We start from the raw sequence: 17,687 nt of genomic DNA on the forward strand, positions 1-17,687 counted from the left end.
CCGGGGGAGTCCGGAGGCGAGCGAACAACAGACAGAAGAGAGCGAGCAACACGACAGCCATGGCTGAGGCTCAGAACATTCCGGCGGGGTCCACGACCACCGGAGCGATCGCGGTGGCCGCCGAGTCCACCATCGCCACGCGGATGAGCGCGCCGCCGTCCTTCGACGTGGCCGACTTCCCCGTCCCGCACGGCCGCGAGGAGGAGTGGCGCTTCACTCCCCTGGAGCGCCTGCGCGGCCTGCACGACGGCACCGCCGCCCCGGACGGCAGCGTCAAGGCCGAGGTCTCCGCGCCCGACGGCGTGACCGTCGAGACCGTCGGCCGCGACGACCCCCGCCTCGGCCGGGCCGGCGTCCCGGCCGACCGGGTCGCGGCGCAGGCGTACAGCTCCTTCGAGAAGGCGACGGTCGTCACCGTGCCCAAGGAGACCGTGCTCGACGAGCCGATCCGGCTCAGCGTGCAGGGCCAGGGCGGTGTCTCCTACGGCCACACCGTCTTCGAGCTGGGGGCCTTCGCCGAGGCCGTGGTCGTCATCGACCACACCGGTGACGCCGTGCGCGCCGCCAACGTCGAGTACGTGCTCGGCGACGGCGCCAAGCTGACGGTCGTCTCCGTCCAGGACTGGGACGACACGGCCGTGCACTGCTCCCAGCACAACGCGCTGGTCGGCCGTGACGCCACGTTCAAGTCCGTGGTCGTCACCTTCGGCGGCGACCTGGTGCGCCTCCACCCGCGCGTCAACTACGCGGGCCCCGGCGGCGAGGCCGAGCTGTACGGCCTGTACTTCACCGACAACGGCCAGCACCAGGAGCACCGGCTCTTCGTCGACCACGAGACGCCGAACTGCCGGAGCAACGTCGTCTACAAGGGCGCCCTCCAGGGCGAGGACGCCCACGCGGTGTGGATCGGCGACGTGCTGATCCGCTCCACGGCCCTGGGCACCGACACCTACGAGCTCAACCGCAACCTCGTCCTCACCGACGGCGCGCGGGTGGACTCGGTCCCCAACCTGGAGATCGAGACCGGTGAGATCGTCGGCGCCGGCCACGCCTCGGCCACCGGCCGCTTCGACGACGAGCAGCTCTTCTACCTGATGGCCCGCGGCGTCCCGGAGAAGGAGGCCCGCCGGCTGGTGGTGCGCGGCTTCTTCGCCGAGCTCGTCCAGCAGATCGGCCTGCCGGACCTCCAGGACCGCCTGATCGCCAAGATCGAGGAAGAGCTGGAGGAGTCGGTCGCATGAGCACCGCTGAAGACACGGCGGGCACGGAGGGTTTCGTGCGCGTCGCGACGCTCGGCGAACTGGAGGAGGACACCCCCCACCGGGTGGAGATCGGCGGTACGCCGGTCGCCCTCGTCCGCACCGAGGGCGAGGTCTTCGCGATCCACGACATCTGCTCGCACGCGAACGTCTCCCTGTCCGAGGGCGAGGTGGAGGACTGCCAGATCGAGTGCTGGCTGCACGGCTCCAGCTTCGACCTGCGCACCGGCAAGCCCTCCGGCCTGCCCGCCACGCGTCCCGTCCCCGTATACCCCGTCAAGATCGAAGGAGACGGCCCCGACGCGGCCGTGCTCGTCTCCCTCACCCAGGAGTCCTGAAGCCCCATGGCAACGCTTGAGATCCACGACCTGCACGTCTCCGTCGAGGCCGAGAACGGCCCCCGGGAGATTCTGCGCGGCGTCGACCTGACCGTGAAGCAGGGCGAAACGCACGCGATCATGGGCCCGAACGGCTCCGGAAAGTCCACCCTCGCCTACTCGCTGGCGGGGCACCCGAAGTACACGATCACCGGCGGCACCGTGACCCTGGACGGCGAGGACGTCCTGGAGATGTCGGTCGACGAGCGCGCCCGTGCCGGCCTCTTCCTCGCCATGCAGTACCCGGTCGAGGTCCCCGGCGTGTCCGTCTCCAACTTCCTGCGCACCGCCGCCACCGCCGTCCGCGGCGAGGCCCCCAAGCTGCGCACCTGGGTGAAGGAGGTCAAGGAGGCCATGGAGCGCCTCCACATCGACCCCTCCTTCGCCGAGCGGAACGTCAACGAGGGCTTCTCCGGCGGTGAGAAGAAGCGCCACGAGATCCTCCAGCTGGAGCTGCTCCGGCCGAAGGTCGCGATCCTCGACGAGACCGACTCCGGTCTGGACGTGGACGCCCTGCGCATCGTCTCCGAGGGCGTGAACCGCGTCCGCGAGACCGGCGAGGTCGGCACCCTGCTGATCACCCACTACACGCGTATCCTGCGCTACATCAAGCCCGACCACGTCCACGTCTTCGCGGCCGGACGGATCGCCGAGTCCGGCGGCCCGGAGCTGGCGGACAAGCTGGAGGAAGAGGGCTACGAGGCCTATGTGAAGGGCGGCCAGGCCGCGTGACCTCCACGCGCCGGGCCACCGCGGATCCGCGGGCCACCGACCGTCCCGCCCGGCCCCGCCGGGCGGGTGACAGCACCACGCCCCCGGCCTCGCGGCCGGGGGCCGTCCCCGGCCGCCGAGGCGACGGGGCGAACGGAGGAACAAGGGCGTGACACAGCTGCCGGGCCTTCTCGACACAGAGGCGATCCGCAAGGACTTCCCCGTCCTGGACCGCACGGTCCACGACGGCAAGAGGATCGTGTACCTGGACAACGCGGCGACCTCGCAGAAGCCGAACCAGGTACTCGACGTGCTGAACGACTACTACGTGCGACACAACGCCAACGTCCACCGCGGCGTGCACGTGCTCGCCGAGGAGGCCACGGCACTGTACGAGGGCGCGCGCGACAAGGTCGCCGCCTTCGTCAACGCACCCAGCCGCGACGAGGTGGTCTTCACCAAGAACGCCTCGGAGTCGCTCAACCTCGTGGCGAACATGCTCGGCTGGGCGGACGAGCCGTACCGCGTCGACGACCGGACCGAGATCGTCATCACGGAGATGGAGCACCACTCCAACATCGTGCCGTGGCAGCTGCTCGCGCAGCGCACGGGCGCGAAGCTGAAGTGGTTCGGCCTCACCGACGACGGGCGCCTGGACCTGTCGAACATCGAGGAGGTCATCACCGAGCGGACCAAGGTCGTCTCGTTCGTGCTGGTCTCCAACATCCTGGGCACGGTCAACCCGGTCGAGACGATCGTCCGCCGCGCCCAGGAGGTCGGCGCCCTCGTGGTCGTCGACGCCTCCCAGGCCGCCCCGCACATGCCGCTGGACGTGCAGGCGCTCCAGGCCGACTTCGTGGCCTTCACCGGCCACAAGATGTGCGGCCCGACCGGCATCGGCGTGCTGTGGGGACGGCAGGAGCTGCTGGAGGACCTGCCGCCGTTCCTCGGCGGCGGCGAGATGATCGAGACCGTCTCGATGCACTCCTCCACCTACGCCCCCGCCCCGCACAAGTTCGAGGCGGGCACCCCGCCGATCGCCCAGGCCATCGGGCTGGGCGCCGCCGTGGACTACCTCGCCTCGATCGGCATGGAGCGCATCGCGGCCCACGAGCACGCGCTCACCGAGTACGCGGTCGCCAGGCTGCAGGAGGTCCCCTCCCTGCGGATCATCGGGCCGACCACGGCCGAGGACCGGGGCGCGGCGATCTCCTTCACGCTCGGCGACATCCACCCCCACGACGTGGGGCAGGTGCTCGACGAGCAGGGCATCGCCGTCCGGGTCGGCCACCACTGCGCCCGACCCGTGTGCCTCCGGTACGGAATTCCCGCGACCACGCGAGCGTCGTTCTATCTGTACTCCACCCCCGCCGAGGTCGACGCCCTGGTGGAAGGGCTGGAACACGTGCGGAACTTCTTCGGTTGATGTTCCGTGACCGGTGACGGACGACTGCAGCGGCTGAAGGTGACTCGTGAAGCTTGACTCCATGTACCAGGACGTGATCCTGGACCACTACAAGCACCCGCACGGACGGGGGCTCCGCGACGGCGACGCCGAGGTGCACCACGTCAACCCGACGTGCGGTGACGAGGTCACGCTGCGGGTGAAACTGGACGGCTCCACCATCGCGGACGTCAGCTATGAGGGGCAGGGCTGTTCCATCAGCCAGGCCAGCGCCTCGGTGCTGAACGAGCTGCTGGTGGGCAAGGAGATCGACGAGGCCCGCAGGATCCAGGAGACCTTCCTGGAGCTGATGCAGTCCAAGGGCCGGATCGAGCCGGACGACGCCATGGAGGAGATCCTGGAGGACGCGGTCGCGTTCGCGGGGGTCTCGAAGTACCCGGCACGCGTCAAGTGCGCGCTGCTGAGCTGGATGGCATGGAAGGACGCCACCGCCCAGGCCCTGGGCGGCGGCTCCACGGAGGAGAGGGCCGAGGAGAAGACCGCATGAGCGAGACCCCGACCACGACGACACCGGTGAGCGAGGACGAGGTCCGCGAGGCGCTCTACGACGTGGTGGACCCCGAGCTGGGCATCGACGTCGTCAACCTGGGCCTGGTCTACGGCATCCACATCGACGACGACAACACCGTCACCCTGGACATGACCCTGACGTCCGCGGCCTGCCCGCTGACCGACGTGATCGAGGACCAGGCGCGGTCGGCCACCGAGGGCCTGGTCAACGATCTGAGGATCAACTGGGTCTGGATGCCGCCGTGGGGCCCGGACAAGATCACCGACGAGGGCCGCGAGCAGCTCCGCGCCCTGGGCTTCAACGTCTGAGACCCCGCACCGAGGGGACGGCCCCGAGGACGCGGGCGCACGACCGCGCCCACGGCCCGGGCCCGCCGGCACACACCGGCGGGCCCGGGCCGTGTCGTTTCCGCGGGTCGCGCAGCCGGGCCGGCTACCGTCCGTGCCACCACCTCGCCAGGGAGTCCCACCAGTGCCCCGGGGCGTCGTGCGCGGAACCGGTCCCCCCGGCCTCGGGCGCCGGCGCGGAGGGGACCGACGACGGCGGGATCGGCTCCGCGTCCCGTCCGCGGTCCTCGGCGGGCCGCCGAGCGGGGGCGACCGGCGGGAAGCGCACCGGCAGGGAGACCAGGCTCCGGTTGAAGGGCCCCTGCCGCCACTCCAGCTCCTCCACCCCGACGGCCAGCTCGATGTCGGGGACGCGGTCGAGGAGCTTCTCCACGGCGACCGCGGCGATCAGCCGGGCGGGGCTCTTCGCCGGGCAGGTGTGCGGGCCCACGCCCCACGCCAGGTGGGCGCGGTTGCCGGTCCGGCGGTCGCCGGCCAGGGCCGGATCGTTGTTCACGGCGATGAAGCTCATCAGCATGGGCTCGCCCTCGCGCACGAGGGTCCCGTCGAGCTCCACGTCCCGGATCGGGTAGTGGACGGCGTAGTTGGCCATCGGCGGGTCGGTCCACAGCACCTCGTCGAGCGCGTCCTCGACCGGCATGCTGCCGCCCGCCAGGTCGCCGGCGAACCGGTCGTCGGACAGCAGCAGCCGCAGGCCGTTGCAGATCAGGTTCTGCTCGGCCTCGATGCCCGCGCCCAGCAACAGCACCAGTTGGTGGATCATCTCCTCGTCGGTGAGCCCGTGGGGGTGGGCCATCATCCAGGACGTCACGTCCGGCCCCGGCTGCCTCCGCTTGCGCGCGACCAGTTCCGCGAGGCCTTCGGCCAGTACGGCGTTGGCCTTCTCGGAGTCGGCGTCGGCGTCGAAGATCCCGGCCATGCCCCGGGCCAGCTTCCTCCCGATGTCCTCCGGGCAGCCGAAGAGCTGCTCGAAGACCAGCAGCGGCAGCACGGCGCCGTACTCGCCGAGCAGGTCGGCCTCCCCCCGGGGGCCGAGCCGGTCGATGAGGGTGTCGGCGCTGCGCTCCACGTAGCCCCGCAGCGCGTTGGGGTCCACGCGGTCGAGGCTTTCGGTGATGACGCGGCGCAGACGGCTGTGCTCCTCGCCGTCGGTCCACAGGGCGTTCGGCCGGTACATCATCATCGGCACGACCGGGCTGTCCGCCGGGACCCTCCCGTCGGCCAGCGCCTTCCACCGGCGCGGGTCCTTGGAGAACCGCTCCGGGCTGCGCAGCACCTCCAGGGCGGTGTCGTACCCGACGACCACCCAGGCGTCGACGCCGGGCGCTATCTCCACGGGCGCGACGGAGCCGTGGGCGCGCAGGCGCGTGAAGGTCGCCATGGGGTCGGCGGCGAACTCCGGGCCGTACATGCGCTCGACGGCACGGGAGCCGGTGTGGTCGGCCGCGGCCGTGGCCGCGCCGCGGGCGTGTGCCGGGCAGCCCGGCGGCGGTACGGCGTCCGAGGCGGGTCGGGAGGTGGTCATCGCTGCTCCTGTGAGGCGCGGGTCCGGAGGTACTCGATGAGGGCGATCAGCGCCCTGGACGACGATTCGGCCTCCCGCGCGTCGCAGGTGACCAGGGGGGTTTCCGGGAGGAGGTCGAGGGCCTCGCGGATCTCCGCCTCGGGGAAGACCGGCGCGCCGTCGAACTGGTTGACGGCGACCGCGTACGGCATCCCGTGCTCCTCCAGGACGCTCATGATGTCGAAGGACTGGTCGAGCCGTCGGGTGTCCGTCAGCACCAGCGCGCCGAGGGCGCCGTGCATCATGTCCTTCCACAGCTGCATGAAGCGCTTCTGTCCGGGGGCGCCGAACAGGTACAGCACCAGCGAGTCGCTGAGCGTGAGACGGCCGAAGTCCATGGCGACGGTGGTCGTGGTCTTGTCGGGGACCCCGGCCAGGTCGTCGATCAGCTCGCCGGCCTGCGTCATGATCTCCTCGGTGCGCAGCGGCCGGATCTCGGAGAGCGTGCCGACGAACGTGGTCTTGCCGACGGCGAAGTGCCCCACGATCAGGATCTTGACCGCGGTGGTGACCGTGTCCGCGACATAGACCCGGTCAGAAGCGAGAGCGGAGCCCATCGAGTACCTCCTGCAGGAGTTGGGCGTCGGGAAGTTGTGCCTTGGGGATGGGGGGCCGGACGGTGATGTGGCCGCTGTCGACGAGGTCGCTGAGCAGCACCTTGGTGACGCTCGTGGCCAGACCGAGGTGCCCCGCGACCTCGACGACCGACAGCGCTCCTCCCCGGCACAGTTCCATGACGCGGCGCTTCTCCGGGCTCAGGCCGTTCAGGGGGCGGCCGCTCACCGCGGTCACCAGCGTCACGAGGTCCAGTACGTTGCGCGTCGGATGGGCTCGGCCGTCCGTGACGACGTACGGCCGGACGAGTCCTCTCTCACGCCGGGGGCGTGGCGGAGTCATGCGATACCGGGCGCGGGGTCCTGCCGGGGCGGAGTGGTCAGCTCCTTGCCCAGCCGGTCGACCAGCTTGTGCATGCTGTAGGTGACCGCCTCCATGTCGACGTCCTGGCCGGCGGAGACCGCCAGGTAGGCGCCCGCGCCGGCGGCCACCAGGAAGACGTATCCGTCGACGAACTCCACGAGCGTCTGCTGCCACGGCGACGACTCGTGCGCGCAGAACTCGGCGGTGCTGCGGCTGATCGACTGCAGGCCGGACAGGGCCGCGGCCTGCCGCTCGGCCTCGTCGCGCTGGATGCCCTGGGAGTGGGCGCGGAGCATGCCGTCCGCGGAGAGCAGGATGGCGTGGCGGGCTTCCGGCACCTTCAGGACCTCGTCGAGCATCCATCCCAGCTCGTTGGTCATGTGGCCGTTCATTCCTGGAGGTTCCCTTCACTGTCCGGGGATGCGCCGCGGCCCGAGCGGGTGCCGCGGGCGAAAGCGCTCATGCGCGAGGCGGTTTCGGTGGCGGGGCGGACCAGCGCGGGACCGGTGTCGGCCGGGGCCGCGCCGACCGCGGGCTCCTGGGACCGGGGCGCGCGCCGGCGGCGCTTGGGCAGGCCCCCCACCGTGGACTCCCGCACCGCCGCCGGGGAGCCCGGTTCGCCCGCGGCGTCCTCGCCGGGGCCGGTCTCGGCCGACGCGGCCGGGACCGGGGCGGGCTCCGGCGCGGTCGGCGCCTCGACCTCCCGGACGGCGGCGGCCGGCTCGGTGGGACGGCTCCGTTCGAGGAGCGTGTTGGGGAGGAAGAGGACGGCCCGCACACCGCCGTAGGGGGACTGCGAGTCGACGGAGACGGTGAAGCCGTAGCGGGCGGCGAGCACGCCGATGACGGCGAAGCCGAACTGCGGCGGGTCGCCGAGCCGGTTGATGTCGATGTCCTCCCGGCCGGACAGGCGCCGGGCGGCCTCCTCGATCTCGCTCGTGTCCATGCCGACGCCCGCGTCGTCGATGACGATGGAGGCACCGTTGTGCGCGGAGCGGATGCCGACCTCGACGGTGGTGTTCGGCTGGGAGTGCCGCGCCGCGTTGTCCAGCAGCTCGGCGACCGCGAGGACCACCGGCTCGACGGCCCGGCTCACCACGTCCATGTCGACCTGGGAGTGGACCTTGACGCGGCGGTAGTCCCGGATCCGCGACGTGGCTCCGCGGACGACGTCGATCAGCGGCGAGGCGACCCGCTGCCGTCCGGGCCACGAGCCGCAGAGCACGGAGATGGCCTGGGCCCTCCGGCCGAACTGCGCGTTGGCGTGGTCGATCTCCAGCAGGTCGCGGAGCACGTCGGGGTTGTCGTGCCGGTCCTGCATGTCCGAGATCGACAGCTGCTGCTCGTTCGCCAGGGCCTGGAGGGCGCGCACCGCGCCCTTCAGCGCGGCCTTCGCCGACTGGTCGGCGCGGGTGCGCGCCGCCTCGGCGGCGCCGGTGAACATCTCGACGACCTTCTCCAGGTTCGCCCCGTACGCCGTCGCGGCGAGTTCCGCGTCGAGCGGGCCGGGCACGGACGCGGCGCAGTGGGGCGCCTCGACCAGCGCGGAGAGCCGGACTTCGACGAGGTGCCGGACCTCCTCCTCACGAGCGCGGAGGGCGGCTTCGGAACTCGTCAGACGACGGCGCAGGCGGGCGCTGATCCGGCTCTGACGCACCAGCAGCACGACCGCGGGAACGGCTGTGGCAAGGCACCAGAACACCGCCTCTGGTATGTGTTGTGTCATCGGGTCCTCGGGCAGGAGAGGGTGGAACGCCAGGCCCGGGAGGGGACGCGACCTGCGGGAGCGGCCGACTCTCGTGATCCATCGGATGCCGATCGGTCGGGCACGGCGCTGATGGCGCCAGGGCCCACCCGCGTCCGTCACGGGCGCTGGAATGCCTGATCATCCTAGGAACGGCCGGCGGCTTCAAGCGTCTGGTGGTTACCAATCGGGACTCGGAACGTCGCTCTCCGCTGATCCTCCACCGCCTCTTCACACCCGGCCGACGCGACGGCGGCCGGCGACGGCGGCCGGCACGGCCCGCTCCCGGCTCGGCGGAGTCCGCCGCGCGGCGCGCACGGCACGCGGCGACGTCCCGACCGCGCGCGGCCGGCCGTACCGGGCACGTTCCGGCACGTCCGGCCGGTGGACCGGTTCGCGTTCGCGGAGCGCGTCCGGTTAGCGTTTGAGCATGACCGAAGCACCCGCACCCTCCCTCCGCAGGACCGGCGCCGTCGCCGCCGGGCTCGCCACCATCGCCTCCGACGGCGGAGCCGTTCTGGACACCTGGTTCCCCGCGCCCGAGCTGGTCGAGGAGCCCGGCCCGGCCGGGACCGAGCGGCTGACCGCCGAGCGCGCCGCCGAGCTGCTCGGCGACGCCGCGCCGCAGGCGCTGGGCCCGGACCCGCTCCGCGGTGTCGAGGTCATCGCCGTCCGCACGGTGATCACCTCCCTGGAGGACAAGCCGCTGGACGCGCACGACGTCTACCTGCGGCTGCACCTGCTCAGCCACCGCCTGGTCAAGCCGCACGGCCAGAACCTCGACGGCATCTTCGGCCTGCTCGCCAACGTGGCCTGGACGAACCTCGGGCCCGTCCCCGTCGACCGGGTCGAGCAGACCCGCCTGGCCGCCCGCGCCGCCGGCAGGAACCTCGCGGTGACCAGCGTCGACAAGTTCCCGCGGATGACCGACTACGTCATCCCCAAGGGCGTGCGCATCGGCGACGCCGACCGCGTGCGGCTGGGCGCCCACCTCGCCTCCGGCACCACCGTGATGCACGAGGGCTTCGTCAACTTCAACGCGGGGACGCTGGGCACCTCCATGGTCGAGGGCCGGATCAGCGCGGGCGTGGTCGTCGACGACGGCTCCGACATCGGCGGCGGCGCCTCGATCATGGGCACCCTCTCCGGCGGCGGCAAGCAGACCATCTCCATCGGCAAGCGCTGCCTGCTCGGCGCCGAGGCGGGCCTGGGCATCTCGCTCGGCGACGACTGCATCGTGGAGGCGGGCCTGTACCTGACGGCCGGCACCCGGGTCACCCTGCCCGACGGCCAGGTCGTCAAGGCGCTGGAGCTGTCCGGCGCGAGCAACCTCCTCTTCCGCCGCAACTCCACCACCGGAGTCGTCGAGGCCCTCCAGCGCTCCGGCTCCTGGGGCGGCCTCAACGAGGTGCTCCACAGCCACAACTGACGCCGAGCCCTGCCCACGGGCCCGCCGCCCGGCGCGGGCGGCGGGCCCGTTACCCTGTGCGCCCATGGGCGATCTCGGAAGCGGAATGCGGTACCTGGGGCAGGGCCAGAAGTGGGTCCTGCGCAACGGGCGGTGGTTCGGGTTCGGGCTGCTGCCCGCGCTGATCACCCTCGTGCTGTACACGGTGGCCCTGATCGCCCTGGCCTTCTGGGCCGACGACCTGGCGACCTGGGCCACGCCCTTCGCCGACGACTGGGACTCGCCCTGGCCGGGACTGCTGCGCGGCACGTTCACCGTGCTGCTGTTCGCCTCGGGCCTGCTGCTGTCGGTGCTCACCTTCACCGCCGTCGCCCTGCTCGTCGGCGAGCCCTTCTACGAGGCGCTGTCGCAGAAGGTCGAGGAGTCCGAGGGCGGCGGGCCCGAGGGCCCCGACCGCCCGCTGTGGCGCGAGCTGTGGATCTCGCTCTGCGACAACGTCCACGTCCTGCTCCGGGTGGCCGCCTTCGCCGTACCGCTGTTCGTGCTCGGCTTCGTCCCCGTCGTCGGCCAGACCGTCGTCCCGGTGATCGGCTTCGCCGTCTCCGGCTTCTTCCTCACCGTGGAGCTCACCTCGGTCGCCCTGCAACGCCGTGACGTCCCCGTCCGGGAGCGGCTGCGGCTGCTGCGCGAGCGCAAGGCCCTCGCCCTCGGCTTCGGGGTGCCGCTGGTGCTGGCCTTCCTGGTGCCGCTGGTCGCGGTCTTCCTGATGCCGGGCGCCGTCGCGGGCGCCACCCTTCTGGTGCGGGACCTGGTGGACGGCCGGGCGAGCGGCGGGAGCGAGGACGGGAGGGGCGACGGAGGCGAGACCACCGGGCCGCACCCGTACCCGCGGGGGACGACGTGGACTAACCCACGGCCTTCCTGAGGGCGCCGGCCAGCCGCAGGGTCAGCGCCTCGTCCGCCGGGAGCAGCGGCGGGCGCACCGGACCGCCCGGCAGTCCCGCCGCCGCGAACAGCGCCTTGACGGCGACCGCGCCGGGCACCTCGGACGTCACCGCGTCGACCAGCGGGACGAGCGCCCGGTGCCGCCGGGCGGCCTCGGCGTGGTCGCCGGCGTCGAAGGCGTCCAGGACGCCGCGCACGGCGGGACCGGCCACGTTGGCGACCGTGCTGACGCAGCCGTGGGCGCCGATCGCGCGCAGCGGCAGGGTCAGCTCGTCACAGCCGGAGTAGTACGTCAGACCGGTGGAGCCCAGCACCCTCGCCGTCTTCATCAGGTCGTACGCGCAGTCCTCGACCGCCAGGACGCGGGGGTGTTCCGCGAGCCGCGTCAGCGTCTCGACGGTCAGGGCGGTGCCCTCGCCGGTGCGGGCGGGGACGTCGTGGAGCATCACCGGCAGGGCGGTGGCGTCGGCGACGGTGGCCAGGTGGCGCCCGATGGCCTCCTGGGTGGGGCGGGAGTAGTACGGGGTGACGACCAGCAGGCCGTGCGCGCCCGCCCGCTCGGCCGCCCGCGCCAGCTCCACCGAGTGCCGGGTGCCGCCGGTGCCGACGCCGGCGACGATCCGGGCCCGGTCGCCGACCTCCTCGACCACGGCCCGCACCAGCGCGGTCTTCTCCTCGTCGGAGGTGGTCGTGGACTCCCCGGTGGTGCCGTTCAGCACCAGCGCGTCGCAGCCGCCCCGGTCCACCAGGTGGGCGGCGAGCCGCCGGGCGCCGGGGAGGTCCAGGGCACCGGCGGGGTCGAACGGGGTGATCATGGCGGCGGCGACGCGGCCGAAGGGGGAGTCGGACATGGGGGCGAGTCTGACCCACGGGGGCGCGGGCGGTCCAACCGGTCACGCGGGCGAGACCACGGGGCGAGGGCACTCGGTGCCGGACGCTCCCTCCCGGGGGAGGTCCCCGGCAGACCGGGATCGGATCGACGGGGTGCCCGTCGGATCGACGCGGCGCCGACGACGGCGTCCGACCTCCCGGACCGCCTCCGCCTCGTCCCGCGCGACGCGCCGGCCGTGCCGCTCCCCCCGTGAAGCGGCACGGCCGGGGCCCGTCCGTCGCGCGGGGCGTCAGGGACGGAAGCGGATCACCTGGGGGTCGTGGTCGCTGGCCTGGTCGGCGAACTCCGCGTTGACGTGGACGATGTCGTAGTCGAAGCGGCGGATTCCGGGGGAGACCAGGGTCTGGTCCAGGACCTGGGAGTTGCCGTCGTAGACGTAGGTGTACCGCTCGGACCTCGGCAGCGAGAACACCGCGCTGCGCAGCGCGCCGCCCGCGGTCAGCTCGCGGGTGGTGGCGGAGAACTCGAAGTCGTTGAGGTCGCCGAGGACCACGACGTCGGCCTTCCGCTCCACCGCCAGGATCTGCCGCACGAAGTGGTTGACGACCTTCGCCTGCCGGACCCGCCGGATCTCGGAGGAGCGGTTCGGCGGCTGGACGGCCGCGTGGAGGGACTGGTCGCCGCCCTTGGAGGCGAAGTGGTTGGCGATCACGACGACCGTCCGGCCGCGGAAGCGGAACTCGCCGGCCAGCGGCTTGCGGCTGTCCTCCCACGCCGTGTCGTTCGGCGCGACGCGGCCGGGGGAGTGGGTCAGCACGGCCCGGCCGCGCTCGCGCTCCACGCCGACGGCGGTGGTGGCGTCCCCGCCGGGACGGTCCACGAAGGAGACCCGCTCGGGATCGAAGAGGAAGACGTTGCGGATGTTGCCGCCGGGCTGGCCGCCGTCGGAGTCGTCGGCCGGGTCGACCGAGCGCCAGTCGTAGCGCGGGCCGCCCGCGGCGACGATGGCCTCGACGAACCGCCGTACCGTCTCGCCGGCGGTCACCACCTCGTCGTTCACCGGGCCGTTGTCGTCCTGGATCTCCTCCAGGGCGAGGATGTCGGGGGAGGCGAGGTTCTCCACCACGCCCCGGGCCAGCCGGTCGAACTTCTCCTGGTCGTTGCCCGGGTGGAGGTTCTCCACGTTGTAGGTGGCGACGGCCAGTTCGCCCCGGCGCTGGGGGCGGGTGCGCTCGCGCTCCGGTCCGCGGCCGGCGACCGTGCCCATCTCGCGGGCGGCCACGAGGTAGCCGCCGAACTGGTCGTAGTCCAGCGGGCCGGTGGTGGTGCCCGTGAGCACGTCGCCGGTGTTCGCGGTGGGGAACGGCCGCTGGGCGAGCGGCACCAGCGACTCGACCTTGACGCGGCCGGGGTTCCGCTCGTCGTAGCCGCCGTAGACCGTGCCGCCGCGCCGCGTCGGGTTCTCCTCGGGCCTGACGGTCACCCACAGCTCGGCGTGCTCGGTGCTGGGGCCGACGACGCGGGCGTCGCGGACCTGGACGTCCATGCCCTCCAGCGCCTCGTACCGGTCCAACGCGTAGGTGTCGGGCCGCAGTTCGAGGCCCTCGACGCTGCCGTTCGCGGCCGGGTCGCCCTCGGGGGCGTACGCCGCGGGGACGGAGTCGGCGTCCAGGACGACGGGGTCGGGCAGGGCGTTGCCGGAGGAGACCACCGTCACCTGGGGACGGGTGATCTGAGTGACCGTCTGGTTGCCGGAGGACTCGCCGTCCGGGCGGTACTCGTCGACCGTGCCCGAGACCTTCACCAGGTCGCCGACGGACACCTTCGGGGTCGAGCCGGTGTAGACGAAGAGGCCCTCGCTGGTGGCCGGGTCGGCGTCGGGCGCGGTGTCCTGGATCCAGAAGCCGCGCGAACCGTAGACGCGGACGCCGGTGACGACGCCGGACACCTCCGACACCCGCTCGCCGTCGAGGGGCGATATGCGGGTGTCGCCCTGGATGTCGTGGACGCGGACGGCGTCGGTGCTCCCGTCCGCCGCCGAGGCGGGGACGGCCAGCAGGGTCGAGGTGAGGGCTGCGACGGTGAGCGCGGCGGTACGGGCCGAGGATCTGCTCAAAGGGGCCTCCGGGGCGGTGTGGTGCGGTGCTGCCGGGCGGTGCTGCCGGGTGGTGTTGCCGGGCGAGAGACGGGGCGACGGGCGGGAGGGAACGGCGGGAGGTCGTTTCCGGCCGTGACCGGTGACACGGGTCGCGCTGTTCGCACACGTCGTACCGTGCGGTCGTACTGTGCGATTTCTACGCGCGTAACGTGCCGTCCTCGGCGGGTGCTTGTCAAGCGATTCCGGTGTACGCGGGGAGAAGGTCCGGTGAATCGGACGGTGGCGGCGGAAGCGGTCTAGGCTGGGGCAGCGTCCGCCCGTACGCCCCACCGAGGAGCGCCCCTCAGATGACCGGTGCCGACCGTCCCACCGTGCCCCCCGTACGGCTGCCCGCCGACGCCGAACTGGCGCGGGACGCCCTCGCCTCGCCGCTGCTGTCCCGTGCCGCGCGGCTCGCGCGCTGGGCGGGGGAGGGGGTCCGGGTGGGAGCCGGGGGCGAACTCCCCGCCGAGCGGCTGGAGGAGGCCGCCGCCCTCCTCGGCCTCGACGCGGACGAGGACGGTCCGGCGCACGTCGCGCGGGCGTGGAGGCTGGCCGTCGGCGCCGGCCTGGTGGACGTCGCCGAGGACGGCGCAGAGAACAGCGCCGAGGACGGGACGGCCGGCACGGCCTCCGCGGGCGCGGGGCTGGGCCGGCTCACCCGGGGCGGTCCCGCCGACGTGTTGGAGATCTGGCGCGCCGGCCTGGAGACGGCCCTCGCCGACGCCGCCGTTCCCGACCTCGGGGAGCCGCTCGGCACGCTCGACCGGGACCCGGAGGCGGCGGCCGACTTCCTCGACGACGTTCTCGGCAACCTCTACCTCCTGACCGCCGGCGACCCCGCCGTGACGGCCGGGGCGATGGTGCCGCTGCCGGTGCTCGCCGCCTCGATGGTCGTCCCCGAGGGCATGGCACACCCCACCGACGCCGTCCTGAAGGACGTCTCGGTGGTGATGGTCGAGTTGGACGAGCGGTTCCGGATCCTGGCGCCGACCGGCGTCATCGCCTACCGGCCCGTGGACACGGCGCTCGTCGAGGAGGTGGCCGCCGGCGCGTCCGACGCCGGCGATCCCGCCAGCGATCCCGCCGAGGAGAACGGCGAGCAGAGCGGCGGGGAGGACGGCGAGGAGGAGGTCGCCCGCTACGGCATGGTGCGGCTCACCCCGCTCGGCCTGTACGCGGTGCGGCGGCGGATGACGGAGGCGGGCGTCGCGGCCCCCCTCGTGGGCGACCTCGCCGAGGAGAGCGCCGAGGCCCTGCTGACCGCGCTGCCCGGCCACGGCGAGGAGGCCGCCCGGGCCGAGATCGAACTGTGGCTCGCCCGGCGCGCGCTCCCGGACGCCGCCCGCGAACTCCTCGCTGCCGCCCGGGGGGACGACGGGGACGCGCCGCGCCGCCGACTGGCCTGCCAGCAGGCCCTCTCGCTCGTCGGCGTGGAGGCCGAACCCGCCCTGCGCGAGGTCCTGGACGACGGCCACCTGGGAGGACTGGCCCGGGTCTGGCTCTCCGAACGCGGCTTCCGGGACGTCCCGGCGCCGTCCGAGGAGATGGTGTTCTGGCTCACCGTGGACACCCTGGCCGCGCAACTGGCGGCGGAGGGCGGCGGGGACGGTTCGGCGGAACTGCGCGATCTGGTGCGCGGCCTGGTCGACCAGCACAGCGGCTTCTTCGACAAGGCGTGGCGCGTCGACCACCCGGCGACCGGCGAGGTGCTGGAGGCGATGAGCCGCGTGCACCCCGACCGGAAGGCGGCCAAGGACGCCCGCAGGGCGGCGTACAGGGCGCGGTCGCGCGGCTGAGCGGACCGGTTCGGACGACGTTCAACTCGCGTTCGCCGGCAGGCGGGATCGTGGTCGGCGACGAGCCGAGCCGACGGGAGAGACGATGCCGACCAGCAGCGCAGTCAGCCCAGGGAACCTCACCAGGAGATCGGTCGTCGCGGGAGCCGGGATCGCCCTCACGGGCAGCGCGGCCGTCCTGGCCGGCGCGTCGGGCGCCCTCGGCACCCAGGACCGCGAGGACGACGGGAAGGGCGGCGAGGAGGAGCGCGGCGGGGCCCCGGGCTACGGCCCGCTGCTGCCCGATCCGAACGGGGTGCTCGCCCTGCCGGCGGGCTTCGCGTACCGCGTCCTGACCCACTGCGGCGTCACCCGGCTGGAGAGCGGCGAGTACACCCCCGCCAAGCACGACGGCACCGCCGCCTTCGCCGGACCCCGGGGCAGGACGCTCCTGGTCAACAACCACGAGCTGAAGGGGCCCCGGAGCGACTGGGAGCACCCCGTGCCGCTCGCCGAGGGACTGGTCTACGACCCGGCCGCCTCGGGCGGCTGCACGGTCGTGGAGGTCTCCCGGGACGGGGAGAGGCTCGCCGAGTGGGTCGGCATCGCCGGCACCTCCACCAACTGCGCGGGCGGAGTGACCCCGTGGGGCACCTGGCTGACCTGCGAGGAGAACTCCGACCGGGCCGGCGAGAACGGCATGACCCGGGACCACGGCTACGTCTTCGAGGTCGACCCCCACGACCGGCGGGCCAACCGCGACCCGAAGCCGATCAAGGCGCTGGGCCGCTTCGACCACGAGGCCGTCGTCGTGGACCCCCGGCGCGGCCACATGTACCTGACGGAGGACGACTCCGACCCCAACGGCCTGCTCTTCCGCTGGGTGCCGCCGAAGGACTTCCGGCACGGGCGCGGGCGGCTGCGCACGCTCGCCGACGACGCCGGCACCCTCCAGGCGTTCCGCTGCTTCGACTCCGGGGGCCGGTTCGTCGACGACCTCTCCCGCGCGGTGCGGCCCGGCACGGTCTACGGCGTGGACTGGGTGGACGTCCCCGACCGCGACGCGCGGGAGGTGCCCGTCCGCAGGCAGTTCGCCGAGGGCGAGGTCACCCGCGCCCGCAAGCTGGAGGGCATGTGGTGGGCCGACGGCGGCGCGTACGTGGTCGCCTCCTACGCCCGTGACGAGGACAGCCCCGGGCAGCCGCACGACGGCCAGGTGTGGTTCTACGACCCCCGTCGCCGCACCCTCACCCTCAAGCTGCGCTTCGGACTCAACCGCGACCCGCTGGCCCCCGGCGGGCTCGACGGCCCCGACAACATCACGGTCTCTCCGTACGGCGGCGTGATCATCGCCGAGGACGGCGAGGGCCTCCAGCACCTGATGGGCGCCGACGACCGCGGCCGGACCTTTCCGATCGCGCGCAACGAGGTGAACATCGGCACCGCGGAGGAGCCGGAGTACAGCGAGTTCGCCGGGGTCTGCTTCTCGGCCGACGGCCGGACGCTGTTCGCCTGCATCCAGGAGCCGGGCATCCTGCTCGCCGTCACCGGGCCCTGGCGGCGGCCTTGAGGCGGCCTTGAGACGGTTTCGAGGCGGGTCCGAGGCGGTCCTGAGGCGGGTCTGAGACAGTCGGGACGTCGTCGAGGCCCGTGCCGCCCGACCGGGCGGCGGAGACGAGCGGGGGGGGGCG

Annotated in this window: 17 protein-coding genes; 10 read left to right on the plus strand and 7 right to left on the minus strand. The window is 73.0% G+C overall.

Annotated elements, in window-relative coordinates:
• Positions 1-59: 59 nt before the first annotated feature.
• From sufD to ABD335_RS26050, 6 genes are all read left to right on the plus strand, one after another.
• The gene (sufD, locus tag ABD335_RS26025) at positions 60-1,241 is read left to right on the plus strand and encodes a Fe-S cluster assembly protein SufD (RefSeq protein WP_344327883.1); all 1,182 of its coding nucleotides are present in this window, start codon (positions 60-62) and stop codon (positions 1,239-1,241) included.
• Positions 1,238-1,597: a non-heme iron oxygenase ferredoxin subunit gene (locus tag ABD335_RS26030; protein WP_344327884.1), complete on the plus strand. Its 360-nt coding sequence runs from the start codon at positions 1,238-1,240 to the stop codon at positions 1,595-1,597. The genes sufD and ABD335_RS26030 overlap by 4 nt, the downstream gene beginning before the upstream one ends.
• A 6-nt stretch (positions 1,598-1,603) precedes the next feature.
• Positions 1,604-2,368, plus strand: a complete 765-nt coding sequence (gene sufC / locus ABD335_RS26035; protein ID WP_344327885.1) for a Fe-S cluster assembly ATPase SufC — start codon at positions 1,604-1,606, stop codon at positions 2,366-2,368.
• 148 nt (positions 2,369-2,516) lie between these two features.
• Positions 2,517-3,773 (plus strand): cysteine desulfurase, encoded by a 1,257-nt coding sequence (locus tag ABD335_RS26040; RefSeq protein WP_344327886.1) that lies wholly within the window; start codon positions 2,517-2,519, stop codon positions 3,771-3,773.
• 46 nt (positions 3,774-3,819) lie between these two features.
• The gene (gene sufU / locus ABD335_RS26045; RefSeq protein ID WP_344327888.1) at positions 3,820-4,299 is read left to right on the plus strand and encodes a Fe-S cluster assembly sulfur transfer protein SufU; all 480 of its coding nucleotides are present in this window, start codon (positions 3,820-3,822) and stop codon (positions 4,297-4,299) included.
• A complete protein-coding gene (locus ABD335_RS26050; RefSeq protein ID WP_344327889.1) occupies positions 4,296-4,631 on the plus strand; it encodes a metal-sulfur cluster assembly factor in 336 nt (111 codons plus the stop codon). Before sufU ends, ABD335_RS26050 begins: the two co-directional genes overlap by 4 nt.
• Before the next feature lie 124 nt (positions 4,632-4,755).
• Here the strand turns inward: ABD335_RS26050 and ABD335_RS26055 are convergent, their stop codons facing one another.
• The 5 genes from ABD335_RS26055 to ABD335_RS26075 are packed head-to-tail and all read right to left on the minus strand — an operon-like array spanning position 4,756 to position 8,878.
• Complete coding sequence (locus ABD335_RS26055; RefSeq protein WP_344327890.1) at positions 4,756-6,195, minus strand: cytochrome P450; 1,440 nt, start codon at positions 6,193-6,195, stop codon at positions 4,756-4,758.
• Entirely contained in the window at positions 6,192-6,791 is a 600-nt protein-coding gene (locus tag ABD335_RS26060; protein WP_344327892.1) for a GTP-binding protein, read from the minus strand. The genes ABD335_RS26055 and ABD335_RS26060 overlap by 4 nt, the downstream gene beginning before the upstream one ends.
• Entirely contained in the window at positions 6,769-7,131 is a 363-nt protein-coding gene (locus ABD335_RS26065) for a DUF742 domain-containing protein (protein ID WP_344327894.1), read from the minus strand. Before ABD335_RS26065 ends, ABD335_RS26060 begins: the two co-directional genes overlap by 23 nt.
• Complete coding sequence (locus ABD335_RS26070) at positions 7,128-7,544, minus strand: roadblock/LC7 domain-containing protein (protein ID WP_344327895.1); 417 nt, start codon at positions 7,542-7,544, stop codon at positions 7,128-7,130. The genes ABD335_RS26065 and ABD335_RS26070 overlap by 4 nt, the downstream gene beginning before the upstream one ends.
• Positions 7,541-8,878, minus strand: coding sequence for an ATP-binding protein (locus ABD335_RS26075; RefSeq protein WP_344327896.1), 1,338 nt, complete (start codon positions 8,876-8,878; stop codon positions 7,541-7,543). Before ABD335_RS26075 ends, ABD335_RS26070 begins: the two co-directional genes overlap by 4 nt.
• Before the next feature lie 448 nt (positions 8,879-9,326).
• Between ABD335_RS26075 and dapD the strand changes: the two genes are divergently transcribed.
• Together dapD and ABD335_RS26085 are read left to right on the plus strand one after the other, a co-directional pair.
• A complete protein-coding gene (gene dapD / locus ABD335_RS26080) occupies positions 9,327-10,325 on the plus strand; it encodes a 2,3,4,5-tetrahydropyridine-2,6-dicarboxylate N-succinyltransferase (protein WP_344327898.1) in 999 nt (332 codons plus the stop codon).
• 64 nt (positions 10,326-10,389) lie between these two features.
• Positions 10,390-11,229: an EI24 domain-containing protein gene (locus ABD335_RS26085; RefSeq protein ID WP_344327899.1), complete on the plus strand. Its 840-nt coding sequence runs from the start codon at positions 10,390-10,392 to the stop codon at positions 11,227-11,229.
• Here the strand turns inward: ABD335_RS26085 and dapA are convergent.
• On the minus strand, positions 11,210-12,100 hold the full coding sequence (dapA, locus tag ABD335_RS26090) for a 4-hydroxy-tetrahydrodipicolinate synthase (RefSeq protein ID WP_344327900.1): 891 nt from the start codon (positions 12,098-12,100) through the stop codon (positions 11,210-11,212). The genes ABD335_RS26085 and dapA overlap by 20 nt on opposite strands.
• 270 nt (positions 12,101-12,370) lie before the next feature.
• On the minus strand, positions 12,371-14,197 hold the full coding sequence (locus tag ABD335_RS26095; protein WP_344327902.1) for an endonuclease/exonuclease/phosphatase family protein: 1,827 nt from the start codon (positions 14,195-14,197) through the stop codon (positions 12,371-12,373).
• A gap of 329 nt (positions 14,198-14,526) precedes the next feature.
• Here ABD335_RS26095 and ABD335_RS26100 point away from each other — a divergent pair, with 329 nt between their 5' ends.
• Both ABD335_RS26100 and ABD335_RS26105 read left to right on the plus strand, forming a co-directional pair.
• On the plus strand, positions 14,527-16,017 hold the full coding sequence (locus ABD335_RS26100; RefSeq protein ID WP_344327903.1) for a hypothetical protein: 1,491 nt from the start codon (positions 14,527-14,529) through the stop codon (positions 16,015-16,017).
• Positions 16,018-16,102: 85 nt separating this feature from the next.
• Positions 16,103-17,566: an alkaline phosphatase PhoX gene (locus ABD335_RS26105; RefSeq protein ID WP_344327904.1), complete on the plus strand. Its 1,464-nt coding sequence runs from the start codon at positions 16,103-16,105 to the stop codon at positions 17,564-17,566.
• Positions 17,567-17,687 lie beyond the last annotated feature (121 nt).

Source organism: Streptomyces macrosporus, from assembly GCF_039533145.1.
Classification (GTDB): domain Bacteria; phylum Actinomycetota; class Actinomycetes; order Streptomycetales; family Streptomycetaceae; genus Streptomyces; species Streptomyces macrosporus.

Coding starts and splice junctions, on each gene's coding strand:
- sufD (WP_344327883.1), top strand. CDS start 60: ATGGCTGAGGCTCAGAACATTCCGGCGGGGTCCACGACCACCGGAGCG.
- ABD335_RS26030 (WP_344327884.1), top strand. CDS start 1,238: ATGAGCACCGCTGAAGACACGGCGGGCACGGAGGGTTTCGTGCGCGTC.
- sufC (WP_344327885.1), top strand. CDS start 1,604: ATGGCAACGCTTGAGATCCACGACCTGCACGTCTCCGTCGAGGCCGAG.
- ABD335_RS26050 (WP_344327889.1), top strand. CDS start 4,296: ATGAGCGAGACCCCGACCACGACGACACCGGTGAGCGAGGACGAGGTC.
- ABD335_RS26055 (WP_344327890.1), bottom strand. CDS start 6,195: ATGACCACCTCCCGACCCGCCTCGGACGCCGTACCGCCGCCGGGCTGC.
- ABD335_RS26060 (WP_344327892.1), bottom strand. CDS start 6,791: ATGGGCTCCGCTCTCGCTTCTGACCGGGTCTATGTCGCGGACACGGTC.
- ABD335_RS26065 (WP_344327894.1), bottom strand. CDS start 7,131: ATGACTCCGCCACGCCCCCGGCGTGAGAGAGGACTCGTCCGGCCGTAC.
- ABD335_RS26070 (WP_344327895.1), bottom strand. CDS start 7,544: ATGAACGGCCACATGACCAACGAGCTGGGATGGATGCTCGACGAGGTC.
- ABD335_RS26075 (WP_344327896.1), bottom strand. CDS start 8,878: ATGACACAACACATACCAGAGGCGGTGTTCTGGTGCCTTGCCACAGCC.
- dapD (WP_344327898.1), top strand. CDS start 9,327: ATGACCGAAGCACCCGCACCCTCCCTCCGCAGGACCGGCGCCGTCGCC.
- ABD335_RS26085 (WP_344327899.1), top strand. CDS start 10,390: ATGGGCGATCTCGGAAGCGGAATGCGGTACCTGGGGCAGGGCCAGAAG.
- dapA (WP_344327900.1), bottom strand. CDS start 12,100: ATGTCCGACTCCCCCTTCGGCCGCGTCGCCGCCGCCATGATCACCCCG.
- ABD335_RS26100 (WP_344327903.1), top strand. CDS start 14,527: ATGACCGGTGCCGACCGTCCCACCGTGCCCCCCGTACGGCTGCCCGCC.
- ABD335_RS26105 (WP_344327904.1), top strand. CDS start 16,103: ATGCCGACCAGCAGCGCAGTCAGCCCAGGGAACCTCACCAGGAGATCG.